At 28.6% G+C, this 15198-nt stretch carries 14 protein-coding genes, 5 tRNA genes and 1 other annotated feature; of the genes, 12 read left to right on the top strand and 7 right to left on the bottom strand.

The window, feature by feature from the left end; translation table 11 throughout:
* The first annotated feature begins 79 nt into the window (after positions 1–79).
* A complete protein-coding gene (locus BTM21_RS10810; RefSeq protein ID WP_021874678.1) occupies positions 80–733 on the top strand; it encodes a Bax inhibitor-1 family protein in 654 nt (217 codons plus the stop codon).
* 68 nt (positions 734–801) lie between these two features.
* Here BTM21_RS10810 and BTM21_RS10805 read toward each other — a convergent pair whose 3' ends face one another.
* Entirely contained in the window at positions 802–1545 is a 744-nt protein-coding gene (locus tag BTM21_RS10805; protein ID WP_079481063.1) for an NAD-dependent protein deacylase, read from the bottom strand.
* A gap of 436 nt (positions 1546–1981) precedes the next feature.
* Between BTM21_RS10805 and BTM21_RS10800 the strand changes: the two genes are divergently transcribed.
* A complete protein-coding gene (locus tag BTM21_RS10800; protein ID WP_021874681.1) occupies positions 1982–3508 on the top strand; it encodes a hypothetical protein in 1527 nt (508 codons plus the stop codon).
* Positions 3509–3554: 46 nt separating this feature from the next.
* Here the strand turns inward: BTM21_RS10800 and BTM21_RS10795 are convergent, their stop codons facing one another.
* Positions 3555–4040 carry a cupin domain-containing protein gene (locus BTM21_RS10795; RefSeq protein ID WP_021874682.1) on the bottom strand — a complete coding sequence of 162 codons (486 nt, stop codon included), beginning with the start codon at positions 4038–4040 and terminating at the stop codon, positions 3555–3557.
* A gap of 173 nt (positions 4041–4213) precedes the next feature.
* Here BTM21_RS10795 and BTM21_RS10790 point away from each other — a divergent pair, with 173 nt between their 5' ends.
* The gene (locus BTM21_RS10790) at positions 4214–5041 is read left to right on the top strand and encodes a Cof-type HAD-IIB family hydrolase (RefSeq protein WP_021874683.1); all 828 of its coding nucleotides are present in this window, start codon (positions 4214–4216) and stop codon (positions 5039–5041) included.
* Between the two features lie 31 nt (positions 5042–5072).
* Here BTM21_RS10790 and BTM21_RS10785 read toward each other — a convergent pair whose 3' ends face one another.
* Positions 5073–5756, bottom strand: coding sequence for a L,D-transpeptidase family protein (locus BTM21_RS10785; RefSeq protein WP_161493114.1), 684 nt, complete (start codon positions 5754–5756; stop codon positions 5073–5075).
* 167 nt (positions 5757–5923) lie between these two features.
* On the opposite strand from BTM21_RS10785, the gene BTM21_RS10780 reads away from it, so the two are divergent.
* A complete protein-coding gene (locus tag BTM21_RS10780) occupies positions 5924–6562 on the top strand; it encodes a lactate utilization protein (RefSeq protein ID WP_021874685.1) in 639 nt (212 codons plus the stop codon).
* Between the two features lie 41 nt (positions 6563–6603).
* Here BTM21_RS10780 and BTM21_RS10775 read toward each other — a convergent pair.
* Positions 6604–6679, bottom strand: a tRNA-Met gene (locus tag BTM21_RS10775).
* A 15-nt stretch (positions 6680–6694) separates the two neighbouring features.
* Positions 6695–6770: transfer RNA gene (locus tag BTM21_RS10770), tRNA-Met, on the bottom strand.
* Positions 6771–6951: 181 nt separating this feature from the next.
* Between BTM21_RS10770 and BTM21_RS10765 the strand changes: the two genes are divergently transcribed.
* The 4 genes from BTM21_RS10765 (at position 6952) to BTM21_RS10750 (ending at position 11014) form a co-directional block, all read left to right on the top strand.
* Positions 6952–7518, top strand: coding sequence for a 5-formyltetrahydrofolate cyclo-ligase (locus BTM21_RS10765; protein ID WP_242944826.1), 567 nt, complete (start codon positions 6952–6954; stop codon positions 7516–7518).
* 178 nt (positions 7519–7696) lie between these two features.
* A complete protein-coding gene (locus tag BTM21_RS10760; RefSeq protein ID WP_021874687.1) occupies positions 7697–10138 on the top strand; it encodes an MGH1-like glycoside hydrolase domain-containing protein in 2442 nt (813 codons plus the stop codon).
* Between the two features lie 118 nt (positions 10139–10256).
* The gene (locus tag BTM21_RS10755; protein WP_021874688.1) at positions 10257–10640 is read left to right on the top strand and encodes an ArsR/SmtB family transcription factor; all 384 of its coding nucleotides are present in this window, start codon (positions 10257–10259) and stop codon (positions 10638–10640) included.
* A 2-nt stretch (positions 10641–10642) separates the two neighbouring features.
* Positions 10643–11014, top strand: a complete 372-nt coding sequence (locus BTM21_RS10750) for a NifB/NifX family molybdenum-iron cluster-binding protein (RefSeq protein WP_021874689.1) — start codon at positions 10643–10645, stop codon at positions 11012–11014.
* A 92-nt stretch (positions 11015–11106) separates the two neighbouring features.
* Here BTM21_RS10750 and thrS read toward each other — a convergent pair whose 3' ends face one another.
* Entirely contained in the window at positions 11107–13044 is a 1938-nt protein-coding gene (thrS, locus tag BTM21_RS10745; RefSeq protein ID WP_021874690.1) for a threonine--tRNA ligase, read from the bottom strand.
* Between the two features lie 89 nt (positions 13045–13133).
* Positions 13134–13342, bottom strand: a binding site (T-box leader).
* A 142-nt stretch (positions 13343–13484) separates the two neighbouring features.
* On the opposite strand from thrS, the gene BTM21_RS10740 reads away from it, so the two are divergent.
* Both BTM21_RS10740 and BTM21_RS10735 read left to right on the top strand, forming a co-directional pair.
* Positions 13485–13568 (top strand) — tRNA-Leu (locus tag BTM21_RS10740).
* Positions 13569–13577: 9 nt separating this feature from the next.
* Positions 13578–13652 (top strand) — tRNA-Gly (locus tag BTM21_RS10735).
* 117 nt (positions 13653–13769) lie between these two features.
* Here BTM21_RS10735 and BTM21_RS10730 read toward each other — a convergent pair.
* The gene (locus BTM21_RS10730) at positions 13770–14180 is read right to left on the bottom strand and encodes an HNH endonuclease (protein WP_079481064.1); all 411 of its coding nucleotides are present in this window, start codon (positions 14178–14180) and stop codon (positions 13770–13772) included.
* A gap of 204 nt (positions 14181–14384) precedes the next feature.
* On the opposite strand from BTM21_RS10730, the gene BTM21_RS10725 reads away from it, so the two are divergent.
* Positions 14385–15059: a hypothetical protein gene (locus BTM21_RS10725; protein ID WP_079481065.1), complete on the top strand. Its 675-nt coding sequence runs from the start codon at positions 14385–14387 to the stop codon at positions 15057–15059.
* A 64-nt stretch (positions 15060–15123) separates the two neighbouring features.
* Positions 15124–15197: transfer RNA gene (locus BTM21_RS10720), tRNA-Gly, on the top strand.
* Position 15198: the final 1 nt, after the last annotated feature.

Here is a 15198-nt window from a genome sequence, read left to right as displayed (position 1 = left end):
TTTCCTAATTGTTAAATAAATTTGAAAAAATGGACAGTATACTAATAAATAAAGGATTTAAATTATTAGGAGGCGTATTATGAGTTATCAAAGTATAACAAAGAAAAATTACCTAGCTGTATTAAGTACATTTTTCATGGCATTGATATTTCTAGGCATAGGATCATTTATAGGAGTTAGATTTATACCAGCATCTATAAGAAATTTTATGAACATAGCATTTTTTATAGTGGTATTATTTTCTCTATTTTCAAAGAAGGGTGGATTTATTAGAAGTAAAAAGAGTATGTATGTGTATGCCTTTATTCTAGGTATATTAACCGGATCAACATATATATATTATTTCAATACCTTAGGGTCAGCTACATTTATGTCTGTTGTTTTAGGTGTAATACTTATTTTTGGTATGGCATATATAATAGCAGCAGGGTCTACAGAAGAAAATTTATTTAAATTAGGGCCTATAGTTTTTGGAGGAATAACAGTTCTATTAATATTAGAATTTATAAATATATTCTTCTTTTCATTTGGAACATTTGATATTATACTTTCAGCTATTGGAATAGGTATATATTCAATATACTCAATAATAATAATGAAATCTGTTCAAGTTAGATGTAGATATGGAGTTTTATCCGAAATAGAAGTGGTAAGCCTTGCATATTCAATATTTATAAGTTTCTTGAATTTATTATTAGATTTATTAAGATTAGTATCAATTTTAAAAGACTAATAGTAGATAATTTTAAAATATATGATATAAAGAGTAGGAGAAAAATCCTACTCTTTTATTATATTACTTTATATATTAAGATGTTTTAAAGCAGAAGATAGCACTTTATCTATAGAATCATTAATTACTAAGTTAGCTTTATTATCAGCAGATGTTGTACTTTTATTTATAAGAACAAGATTCTTGCCTCTAAAGTAATCAATAAGTCCAGCAGCAGGATATACAACAAGAGAAGTACCACCGATAATTAATGTATCAGCTTTAGATATAGCATCAATTGACATTCTAATAGTATCATCATCTAAGCCCTCTTCATAAAGAACCACATCAGGTTTAATGGTTCCACCACATTTGGTACAAGTAGGTACATCTTTTGATTCTAAAATAAAGTCTACATCATAAGATGAGTTACATTTAACGCAATAATTTCTATGGACAGATCCATGTAATTCAAAAACTTTTTTACTACCAGCAGCTTGATGCAATCCATCTATATTTTGAGTTATAACAGCTTTTAGTTTTCCCATTTCTTCTAATTTAGCTAAGGCAATATGAGCTCCATTAGGTTTAGCATTAGGATAGATAAGTTTAGCCTTATAGAAATTAAAAAATTCTTTTGGATATCGTATATAAAAGGAATGAGAAACTAATTGTTCGGGAGTGAAGGTTAAATTTAGTTTCTCATTAAACAATCCATTAGAGCTTCTAAAGTCTGGTATACCAGAAGCTGTCGAAACACCTGCTCCTCCAAAAAACACTATATTGTTGCTTTCACGTAGAATTTGAGTTAGTTTTTCTAAATAAGATTCCATATAATTTCCTCCTTATTTTATACACTAAGTTTAACATAGATGTATAAGATAAATAATGAGATTTTAAGATTAAATATAAAATAGTAATTTTATTTATCTTGTTGAGTAATATTAAGTAAAATAGCCAAATTTTAGATGAAATTAGGCTTAGAATAATCTAAAGTAAAATAGTATAATTATAAAAACATTGGGGGTTGGCTATTATGATGAAAGGTATAATTAATATTAAGCAAGAACAAGAGAAGAGTAATTTAATAAAAAACTTATTAATAAGGAAAAAGCAGTAAAAAAGTATAATAATAATAAAGAAATATAAGTAAAAAAACTAGATAATTAAACATTATCTAGTTTTTTTATTAACCTATATTACTTACTAAACATATATTAAGTAATATAGATATATTTTAATTTAACGAAAGAAAAAGGAGTAGATTTTATGGGAGATTATAAAAAATTAACACCTACAAATGGGTTTGACTTTAAAGATCTTCTTAATGCAAGACAAAATAATTATGCTTGGTCTATGGGGGAACTAGGTGAATATATTTATGTAGGAACTGGAAGAAATGTGTTAGTATCCATAATTAAAGCAATGGCTACAAGAGTTGGAGTAGATCCTACAGCAATTAACTTTCCTATATCAATAAAACCAATTGCAGAAGATAATTTAGGAGAGATATGGAGATATAAAAAAGATGGTTCTTTACCATGGAAAAGAGTATTTAAAGCTGAGGCTAATTCAGGAATTGAAGGCTTTAGATTTATGATAGCTAATAGACCTTTTGGTGGAAACCCTTGTTTATATGCAGCAGCTTTTGGAAGTGAAATAAAAATATTAAAAACTACTAATGGTGTAGATTGGGAATATGTAAATACTACAAATTTATTAGGAACTTCATCAAGAGCTATGGTTATTCATAGAGGAAAGGTTTATGTGGCAACAATAGATGAATTTAATTCAGGTGAAACTCCATTATTATATGCTAGTAGAGAGCCAGAATTTTATTCTTGGAAATCAGTTATAGGTAGTGGTGCTAATAATCCAAAAGGTGCAATAACTAATATGGAAGTTTTTAATGATAGAATTTATGTTGCTACGTCAAGTGAAGATGGAGTTCAGGTTTGGAGATCAAAAAACAGAGATCCAAAAGCAGATGAATGGGTTTGTATAGTAGATAAAGGATTTGGAGATGGAGCTAATACTTTCACATTAAGTATAGGTGTATTTGATGAATATTTATATGTAAGTGCATCAAAACTATTACCATTATCATGGGTTATACCTTTAGGATGTGACATTATAAGAATAGATAAAAGAGATAATTGGAGATTAGTTGTAGGTGGACCAGCATTGATTGAAACAAATCCTATTGGCCATAGAGGAAAAAGTCTATCAGGTTTAGGATCAGGATTTAATAACCCATTTAATGTATATGCTTGGCAAATAAAAGAGTACAAGGGAAATTTATTAGTAAGTACTTTTGATAGTGCCACTAATGTTGAGCTTATATTAGAATTAATTTTAGCTAATAGGACATTATTAGAAGCACGTATAGGTGAAGATACTGTTAGAGCATTGATAAAGATATTCAAATTAGTAGTAAGACTTCTAAATGAAAAGAATTATCCATTTGGATTTAATTTGTATGTGTCTTCTGATGGAATTAATTTTGATTTAGCAATAAGAAAGGGACTTTGCAATAGGTATAATTATGGTGGAAGAATCTTATATGTAGATAAATGTAACGATTTATATATTGGAACAGCTAATCCTTATCAAGGCTGTGAAGTATGGAAAACAAATAATGTACAACCTTATCATCCTTGTTGTCATCACCAATTATATAACAGTAATTCTGGAGAATTTTATCAAGCAATATATGCAGAAGCAAAAGATGATTTAGCTAAAGTTGAAGAAAAAATACCACAAATTAGTGAATTTTTAAAGAATATACAAATATGATAATATGAACTGCTAACTTTTTGTTAGCAGTTTTTTTAGTTTAATATTAATATCTGGTAAGCTTAAGTATTATATCTTTATGTTCTGGATATTTTTCAATTAAATCTTGTCTCTTAAATAATTCAAAATCGCTAAATTCAAATCCAGGAGACACCATACAGCCAACTAATGAAAAACCTTCACTATTCATAGCAGAACCAAAAATATAATTTTTAGGAACTAAAACTTGAGGAGTTTCTCCTTTATCTATATTTAATCCAAGCTCTTTAGTTATTAATTCTCCTTCAGGTGAAATCATATATATAGTTAGTGCAGAACCAGCATGATAGTACCACATTTCATCTGAAGTTAATCTGTGGAAATTGGATACTTCACCAGTTTCTAAAAGAAAATATATGCTACTCCATAGGTTTCTTGTTTCCTTTTCAGTTTTATTTATAGTTTGGTTAGATAAAAATGATTCTTTAAAATATCCTCCTTCAACATGAGGAGTTAATCCTAATTTTTCTATATAATATTTAGCAGAAGTCATTTGAAATCCTCCTTTATAAAGATTTTATTTTGTTAATTTATTTATATTATATAAGGATATACTTCGAAAAAATAGTACAATTAATGATAAATATATCTTTAATTAAATAATAGTAGCAATAAAAAGCATTTAAATATATAATAAACTAAAACTATAGGAGAAGAGGAAGAGGTATGGAATTATATGTTTCAGATTTAGATGGTACACTTTTAAATAGTGATAAAGAAGTGAGTGATTTTTCTAAAAATCAATTAAATAAATTAATAGATGAAGGGATTCAATTTACTGTAGCTACAGCAAGAACACCAGCAACTGCAGTAGATATTTTAAAAGGAATAAATATTAAACTACCAGTTGCAATGATGAATGGAGTATTAATATATGATATAAATAAAAATAAATATATAGATATTAAAAAAATTAAAGAATCAGCAGTTATAGAAGTATTAGATATTTTTAAAGAACATAAGAAAAATTGCTTTGTTTATGCAATAAAAGATAATTATTTATGGGTATATCATAAAGATTTTACATGTACAATGGAAAAAAACTTTTATGAAGAAAGGTGCCATAAATCCTTAAAAACTTTCGTTAAAGTTGAGGATTATTATAAAACTATTAATGGAGCAGATATTATTAACTTTATAATATTTGATAAATTAGAAATAGTTAAGCCTATATATGAAAAAATTAAAGAAGTTGATGGAATAACTGTAGATTATTATAAAGATCTTTATGGAGACGGATATTATTTAGATGCTTATAGTTCAATAGCTTCTAAAGCAAATGCTATAAAATATTTATCACGATATGTAAATCAAAATAAATTAATAACTTTTGGTGATAATGTTAATGATATTCCTATGTTTAAAATTTCTGATGAATGTTATGCAACTGAAAATGCTACAGAAACACTAAAAGAGCTGGCAACAGGAGTGATAGGTAGCAATAATGACGATGGAGTAGCAAAATTTATAACGAAAAGATTTGAAAATTCTTAATAATAAAAGAGTGCGTTAAAGCACTCTTTTATTATTCAAATTTCCATAAGCCTATAGAATCTAAAAATTTAGAATCTATTTCGTTTGTTACTGGGAAACCATGTTCTTCTTTATATGAAAGAACAGCTTTTTCTAAAGTGCTTTCATAAATTCCTGTAATAGGATAAGGAAAATAACCTAGAGCTTTAAGTTTCATTTGTACTAGGTACACATCAGTACCTCTGTTATTAGGTTTTATAATTCTATTATAATTAGAAAATCTCCAATTAGGTCCACCGCTAATAACAACTGAAGTACCGTAATCAACTAAGTTAAACAATTCTTTTACATTATGATTATACATTCTAATACATCCACCAGAAGCCATAGTTCCAATTGAGTCGGGTCTATTAGTTCCATGAATTCCAAAGGTATCCCAAGGAACATTTAATCCTAACCAATATCCACCAAATGCATCTTTCATTAGAGCTTTACTAGTTATTTGCCATGTACCTATTGGTGAAGGCGTATTAGGTTTACCTATTGCAACAGGATATATTTTTTCTGTTAATTTTGTTTTATTATTTATCAATGATAGAGTAAATGAATTAACATCAATATAAATAATATATTTAGGTTCAATAGAATTGCTATCTATATAAGCTTTGGGATTATTTGATGGAATTAATATAGTAACTAGTAATGCTAAACTTAAAAATTTATAAAATTTTTTCATAAACTCACCTATTGTAATTATATATATTATCATTAGACAAAATTATTTAAATTATACCATAATATAATTGAATAATTATCAAATTTTAAAAACCGGTTTACTAAATTGATAAAAATGTGCTAAGATTATATATAGTAATAATTGAGTAAAAGAAAAGAGGTATTTTTATGGACAAGGTTAAAAAATGGAAGCTTGAATGTGATGCTAAAAAACTTGTAGAGATATTAAATGAAAGAAAATATAATGCTGTATATGTTGATAACATAAATGAAGCTAAAGAAAAGGTTTTAGAATTAGTTGAAGAAGGTTCAAGTATAGCATTAGGTGGGTCAGTAACTTTAAATGAAATGGATTTGGTTAATACTATAAGAAATGGGAATTATAATTTTTATGATAGGTATCAAGATTTACCATTTTCAGAAATAGTAGAAATAATGAGACAGTCAATGGTAGCTGATTATTTAATTACAAGTACAAATGCGGTTACAGAAGCAGGAGAACTTGTAAATATGGATTGTTCAGGAAACAGAGCTGCAGGTATGATATTTGGACCAAAGAAAGTTATTGTAGTAATAGGTGCCAATAAAATGGTTAAAGATATGGATGAAGCATTGGATAGAATAAAGAGAGTAGCTATTATGAATGCAAAAAGAATAAACCATAAGACTCCTTGTGCTGAAAGTGGAAATTGTGAAGATTGTTTTGTAAAGGGAAGAGTGTGCAATTATTTATCAGTAGTAAATAATGGAGCAAAATTCCCAGGAAGATTTACAGTAATAGTTATTGCAGACGAAGTAGGATATTAATAATAACCAAAAAAAACTATACAATTTGTATAGTTTTTTTTTGGTTGCGGGAGCAGGACTTGAACCTACGACCTTTGGGTTATGAGCCCAACGAGCTGCCAACTGCTCCATCCCGCGGCATTATGGGAAATTTGGTTGCGGGGGCAGGACTTGAACCTACGACCTTTGGGTTATGAGCCCAACGAGCTGCCAACTGCTCCACCCCGCGATATTTAAATTTAATTACTGTCTTGGGTTTAAGTATATGCTTAATAGTTCAGTAAGTCAATGATTTATTTAAAAATAAATTATTATTTAATTTTTATCAACTATATATAAGTGAATTTATATAGATATAGCAATAATAAGAGTATATAATATCATTAAATATATAAGAGGGAATGAGAAAAATGAGTAAAAAAGAGTTGAGAGATAAAGTACTTTTGATTAGAGATAACTTAAATGCTAAAGAAAAGATTGAAAAGGATAATAATATACTAAGTAAACTATTAAATACAGAATTATATAAAAACAGTACTAATATATTTACTTATATAAGTTATGGTAGTGAAGTAGATACAAAAGAGTTAATAAATAAATCATTAAAAAATGGAAAAAAAATATTTGTACCAAAGACTATTAAGGAGTCTAGAGAAATGAAAGCTATTAATATAACTTCTTTAGAAAACTTAACCAAGGATAAATATGGAATATTGGAGCCTATATCTTTTGATAAAAATATAGATAAAAATAAATTAGATTTAATAATAATGCCTGGCTCTGTATTTGATAGTAATGGAAATAGAATAGGTTATGGAGGCGGTTATTATGATAGATATCTTTTAGATATTTATAAAGAAAATAATAAAGTTGCATTAGCTTATGATTTTCAAGTTAAGGATAATTTATTAGTAGATGAACATGATATTAAAGTTGATTATATTATAACTGAAAAAAGATTAATAAAAGTTAAATAAGTTTTTATAGACTTATTTAGCTTTTTTATGTTGTAGGTATTTATAATTTTGAGAATATAATAGTTAGGTTTATAACATACTATTAATGGTACTGAGAATAAGTAAAGGGGTAGTAATTTTTAACATTTACTATAGGACTTATTTTAGTAATACAACTTTGAAAAGGAGAAATGTTAAGATGGCTATTAAGAAACTCAAAAAAATAGTAGCAACTGCTCTAGTAGCAACTGCATTGTTCACTAACTTTAGTTATGTTAATGTTCTTGCAGAAGATAAAAGAGCACAAATAACAGACTTTAAAAACGTTCTTGATGTAACAGGAAGTCCAAAGGTTGAATTAAATGATGATTACTCAACAAATTTGGATAATCCTTTTTCAGACATGGGAGCATGGCATGCTTATTACTTACCTAAGACTGGGGACACTAATCTTTATGGAGGTTTTACAGGACCATTAATAGTGGGGGAAGAGTATCCTATAAATATGTCTGATACTATTAGCAAAATAAATATTATAAACTCAACTACTAATACAGCGTATGATTTAGGAACAGCTAAAACTTCTTTTGATTTTTATCCAGGTAAATTAGTGCAAAAATATGAATTACAAGATTTCACTTTAAATTTAGAACTTATCTTTGCAACAAATAGAACTGCATTAATAAGAACTGAGGTAGTAAACAATACCGATAAAGAACTTAATTTAAAGCTTGAATGGACAGGAAATATATTTAATAAATCCCCTTATGCTTTAAAGAAAGATGATGCAGGAAATAAAGTATATGATTTAAACCAAACTTTAGAAGCAACTAGTGAAGGAGTAAAAGTAAACTTTTCAAATGTAAGATCTACTTGGTCATTCTTCTCAAGTGATCAAACTAAATTTGAAGTAAAATATAATGGAAATACAAGTACAACAGTAGATGGAAACACATATAAGACAGTTTTAAAGGATGAAGTTAAGATTCCTGCAAAGGAAACATTTAAAACATACTCAACAGAGAGTTATACTTTTACAGCGGATGAATTAAGCAAAGAAACTGGTAAGGTTAAAAAAATAGTTACAGATGTAGATACTCAATTTAAAGATAATGAATCTCGTTGGCAAGGTTATTTAGATAAGACTTTTAAAGAAGAAAAAACAGCTGATGAAAAATATAAGAATGCAGCAGTTAAATCAATGATTACGTTAATTACCAATTGGAGAAGTGCAGCAGGAGCACTTAAACATGATGGTGTAATTCCATCTTTATCATATAAATGGTTTGTTGGTTTCTGGGCATGGGATTCTTGGAAGCAAGCAGTAGCAACTGCACAATTTGATGGTGAATTAGCAAAGAATAACATAAAAGCGTTATTTGATTACCAAATACAAAAAGATGATCCAATTAGACCACAAGATGAAGGGGCTATAATTGATGCTATATTCTATAATCAAGACGAAGCTAGAGGCGGAGAAGGCGGAAACTGGAATGAAAGAAACTCAAAACCAGCTTTAGCTGCTTGGTCAGTATGGAATGTATATAAGGCTACTGGAGATAAAGAATTCTTAAAAGAAATGTATCCTAAGTTAGTTGCTTATCATGATTGGTGGTATAAAAATAGAGACCATGATAAAAATGGGGTAGCTGAATATGGTGGAATGGTTCATGACCTTAACAATAATGAAGAAGAAAGAATCCTAGCAGCGGCATGGGAAAGTGGAATGGACAATGCAACTAGATTTGATAAAGAGGGTTATGGAGAAGGAGATATAGGTGTAAAAGTATTTGAAAATAAAGATAAGAATGGTAAACTTGTAGGTTATTCAATTAACCAAGAATCTGTAGACTTAAATGCTTATCTTTATGCTGAAAAAGGCTTCTTAAAATCTATGGCTGATGAATTAGGCGAAAAGAAGGATTCTAAGAAATACTCTAAAGAAGCAGAAGATCTTAAGAACTATGTATCTGAAAATATGTATGATAAAGAAACTGGTTTCTTCTATGATTTACAAATAAATGAAGATGGTTCTCAAAAGAAACTACTTGTAAATAGAGGAAAGGGAACTGAAGGATGGATACCTTTATGGGCTAAAATGGCAGATAAGGAACAAGCAGAAGGTGTTAAAAAGGTTATGATGAATCCAGAAATGTTTAATACTTTTGTTCCATTACCAACAGCATCTAAAGATAATCCTAAATTTGATCCTAATAAATACTGGAGAGGACCAGTTTGGTTAGATCAAGCTTTATATGGAGTAGAAGCGCTTCAAAATTATGGATATTATGATGATGCATTAACTTTATCTCATAAATTATTTGATAATGCAGAAGGATTAATAGCAGATGGACCTATTAGAGAAAATTATAATCCAGAAACAGGTGCAGGCTTGCATACTAAGAACTTTAGTTGGTCAGCATCAGCATACTATTTAATGTATAAGAATACATTAACAAATGATAAAACAACATCACAAGTAGGCTTTGAAACAATGGCGCAATCTGATGAAAATAATAAAGAAGTAGAAAAAGCTGAAACTTCAACTGCAACAACTGTAGCAGTAGTAGCTATTATTATAATAGTTATAGTTGGAGGAGTTGTATATTATAAAAAGAAAAGTGAAAAAAATAATAAATAGAAAAAATTAAGTCTGCATTTTGCAGGCTTAATTTTTTAGTTTAAAAATAGTTGATAAAAATAGTTAAGAGTAATATAATTTAATTAAGCAATTACTTAACTAAAAATGGGAGATACGTATGAAAGAAAAAGTAAGAGTTTTTAAAGCTATGGGTGATGAAACTCGAATAAAAATATTATTACTATTATCTAAAAGAAATATATGTGCTAAAGGCATTGCAAAACATTTAGATATATCTGAAGCCGCAGTATCTCAACATATAAAAATTTTAAAAGATGTAAACTTAATAACCGGATATAAAAGAGGATATTATGTAGTTTATGATTTAAATAAAGAAGTTTTAGAAAATGCTATAAATTTTATGAGTTTACTGATAAATGATGATATAAACTCAATTTCTAATAAATTAAATATAAAACTTAGTGATATTAATATTTCACAATGCAAAATTAATTGCAAATCAATGAAAAGTTGTTGCAAAAAGTTATTGAAGGAGGATTAATTATGAGAATTTGTTTCCCGGTAAAATCAAATGAGGGAATAGAAAGCATACCATATGGTCATTTTGGTACAGCTCCAATGTTTGTAATATACGATTCAGAAAAAAACGAACTTTCAACTATAGGTAATGGGGATTTAAATCATGAGCATGGGAAGTGTCAACCTATAAAGGCATTAGCAGGAGAAATTGTAGATGCTGTAGTAGTAGGGGGAATTGGTCAAGGAGCAATAGTTAAATTAAATTCTTTAGGAATTAAAGTTTATAAGGCAATAGCAGGAACTATAGATGAAAATATAAAAGCACTTAATGATAGTAAGCTACATGAATTTTCAATGAGTCATACATGTAACCATGATGGCTGTTCACATCACTAAGATATAATATTTAACCATATTATATATTTTAAATTTACAAAATAAAAATAGTCATTTACCTTTAAAGTAAATGACTATTTTTTATTTTAATATTATTTTTCTTTATTAGCAATTTCTAATATTAATCTATTTTTTAATTCAGAAACAGCAATAGCCCCTTCTTCACCATTCTTTCTACTTCTTACAGAAACTTCATTATTAGCAGCTTCCTTTTCACCAACAACTAAAATATAAGGAATTCTTTCAAGTCTAGCTTCTCTAATTTTATATCCTATTTTTTCAGCTCTATAGTCTGAAGTAGTTCTTATACCAGCATTTTTAAATTCTTTAACAATTGATTCTGCATAATCATTATATTTGTCTGATATAGGAAGAACGATAGCTTGAGTTGGAGATAACCAAGTAGGGAAAGCTCCAGCATATTTTTCTATAAGCATTGCTAAAGTTCTTTCATAACATCCGATTGATGATCTATGAATAACGTAAGGACGCTTTTTATTGCCATCTTTATCTATATAAGTCATATCAAATCTTTCTGCAAGAGCAAAGTCGATTTGAATAGTTATTATTGTATCTTCTTTTCCGTGAACATTCTTAAATTGAATATCAAGTTTAGGACCGTAGAATGCAGCTTCACCATCAGCTTCTACATAATTAATGTTAAGGTGATCTAATATACCCTTCATTAACACTTGAGTTTCTTCCCAAGCTTGAGGATTATTTATATATTTTTCAGTATTATTTGGATCCCATTTAGAGAATCTATAAGAGATATCTCCATCAATTCCTAAAGTTTTCATTATGTAGTCTATTAATTCAACGCAACCTTTAAATTCTTGTTCTATTTGTTCAGGTGTACAAACTATGTGACCATCAGCTAAAGTGAATTGTCTAACACGAATTAATCCATGCATTTCACCAGAAGATTCATTTCTATAAAGAGTAGAAGTTTCTGCATATCTTATAGGTAAATCTCTATAGCTGTGTTGATCTGAATTATAAATAGCGAATTGGAATGGACAAGTCATAGGTCTTAAAGCCATAATTTCAGCATCTTTTTCTTCATCACCTAAAACAAACATACCATCTTTATAATGATCCCAATGTCCTGAAACCTTAAATAAATCATTCTTAGACATTGAAGGAGTTTTAGTTAAAACATAACCTCTTCTATCTTCTTCATCTTCAATCCATCTTTGTAGAGTTTGAATTATTTTAGCTCCTTTAGGCATTATTAAAGGAAGTCCTTGACCAACATTTTCGTCAGTTGTAAATATTCCAAGTTCTCTACCTAATTTATTGTGATCTCTTTTCTTTGCTTCCTCTAAAGCTTCTAAATGAGCATCTAAATCAGCTTTTTTTAAGAATGCTGTTCCATAAACTCTTGAAAGCATTTTATTCTTTTCATCGCCTCTCCAGTAAGCACCAGCACTTCTGATAAGCTTAATTGCCTTAACTGCTTTTAATGATATAAGATGAGGGCCAGCACATAAATCAGTAAAGTCACCAATCTTGTAGAATGAAATAATTTCATCTTCCCCTAAATCATTAATTAACTCAATTTTATAAGGTTCATTAGCTTCTTCCATAAGCTTTAAAGCTTCTGCTCTTGGAAGTTCGAATCTTTCAATTGAAGGATTTTCTTTTATTATTTTCTTCATTTCATCTTCAATTTTAACTAATTCTTCAGTAGTAAAAGCTTTTTCTAAATCAAAATCATAATAGAATCCATTTTCAATTGAAGGTCCTATAGCTAACTTAGCATTAGGGAATAATCTTTTAACAGCATAAGCTAATACGTGAGAGATACTGTGTCTTACAGCATCTTTACCTTCTTTAGAGTCGAATGTACAAATTGCAAGTTCAACATCTTCATTAACAATATGACGAAGATCTACAACCTCACCATTAACTATTCCACAACAAGCATTTCTAGCTAAACCTTCGCTAATTGATTTAGCTATATCAAGAACTGATATACCAGCTTCAAATTCTTTAACTGATCCATCTTTTAAAGTAATTTTAATCATAATAATTTACTCCTCTCAAAAAATATTTTAAAGTTAAAAATAATAATAAAAAAAGCTCTCATCACAATTTCTATATAAAATTTATACAGAAAAGGGACGAGAGCGTAATATTCCCGCGGTTCCACCCTTAATTGCCTAAAAAGGCCTCTTAAAGTAGTTATCGTAACGTGATAAAACGGACTTTATTAGAGTCACTCAGAGGGGGTCTTCAACTAATTTCAAATAAGAATACTTACACCAAACGTAATCTCTCTCTGTAAATGAAGCTTTAGTTTACTCTTCTCTTCAACGTATTTTCATTATTTGTTATTAATTATAATAATATAAAATATTAATGTCAACTAGAAAAAAATAAGATATTTATTTACTAAAAGGTTAAAAATTATAAATTTTATATTGATTTTTCATGAATATTTTTATATAATGAAGTAAATAGGTAAGCAGATGTGGCGGAATTGGCAGACGCACTAGACTTAGGATCTAGCGCCATTGGCGTGGGGGTTCGACTCCCTTCATCTGCACCAATTATATTTGCGGAAGTGGCTCAATGGTAGAGCGTCACCTTGCCAAGGTGAATGTTGCGAGTTCGAGTCTCGTCTTTCGCTCCAAAAAAATAACACAGGCAACTGTGTTATTTTTTTTGCTTTCTAAACATATTATGTAATACAAAGGTTTTAAAAAAAGGGTGATAAAAAATCACCCTATATTGAATAATAAGTTAAATTTTAGCTAATATTAATATTATTAAATAAATGTTCAAGTTCAAGTTCATCTAACATAGAGTGGGAGTAGAGTTTTCCACCCATTAAGTGTTTTATAATTTCATCTTTTTGATAACCTTCTTTATATAGTTTAAGATTTTTTATTAATCGTTTAAGAGAGCAACTAGGTAATTTTAAAATTTCTGAAATCTCTTTGACGCTATAAAAATCTTTAGGTAAAAGCTTGTACAATTTGTCTTGAAATTCAAGTTTATATTTTAAATCTGTTTCAATACAATTATGGGGGCCATTTTTTCCTCTATGATGAAGGTTACAAAGATATTTATAATTTAAATCGAAGTCGTACCCCCCTTCATGTTTGTGGACTATATGATGAACATCCGCTGGTGAGCCGCAAATTTCACAGTGGTACAAAGCTTATGCCTCCTTTTTTTTACTATCCTTACTTAAATTATAAGGTAAAAATGGTTAAAATTCAAAGGTATTAATAGGCAAGTTTTCAGAATGTTCATTTAAGCAAGGGATTTAAAATAACCTTTAATACACAATGAAACAACTTGAAAAGATGGTACATTATACTATATAATATATTATATAGTAGAAAGAAAGGTGATAAAGGTGAGACAGAATTACGACTCTTTTGACTACTGGGAAAATCTTATAAGTGAAAATAAAACTATAAGAGGACATATGTTTATGGATACTCCCCCTACAGAGAAAAGCCTTTACATTCACACATTAATTTATTGTAGGAATAATGGACTTAACAATGTTTGGAGTTATTTTCCAAATGAAAAAGCTTTACTGGGGTATATCCAATATTCTTTTTTACAAGAAGCTTTTTATAAATGGATCTATGGAAAAGATAGATTAATTTTAAGGGTACCAAATACTCCTGTAGAAAAAGTAATATCTGATGCTCAAAGTAGTAGAAAGATATCAGAAGAAGAAGCTTCACTAATGATAAAACAACTAGATATGCTTAAGAAGTGTTGGGATTTACCAACTGAAAAGGTTCTACCTGAAATATTAAAATTTGTAAGAGAATTTAATAGAGTATGGTATGGAGATCATACAGAATTTTTATATATAAAGATATTCAAAAGTGCTGAGGATTTAGGTGAGTTTGTAATTTCATCTAGCTATATGACCTCAACAACAAGTGACTTCGAAAAAAGAGTTACTGTTGATATAGACAATTGGAGAGAAATCTGCAAGAATGCCGTAGTAGATAGAAGAATAGGAGAGAAATTCAAAGATATTTTATTGAAATCTCTAACAGAAGTGATTTAAAGTGTACAAAAATTGTTGACAGTAATTATTATGTATATTATAATAATTACTGTCAGTAAGACATGCGGGTGTAGCTCAATGGTAGAGCCCTTGCCTTCCAAGCAAGTTACGTGAGTTCGATTCTCATCACCCGCTCCAT

It is taken from the genome of Clostridium chauvoei (genome assembly GCF_002327185.1).
Lineage (GTDB): Bacteria > Bacillota > Clostridia > Clostridiales > Clostridiaceae > Clostridium > Clostridium chauvoei.
Note: the sequence above shows the minus strand (reverse complement) of the source record. Positions and strands in the feature narration are given on the sequence as shown.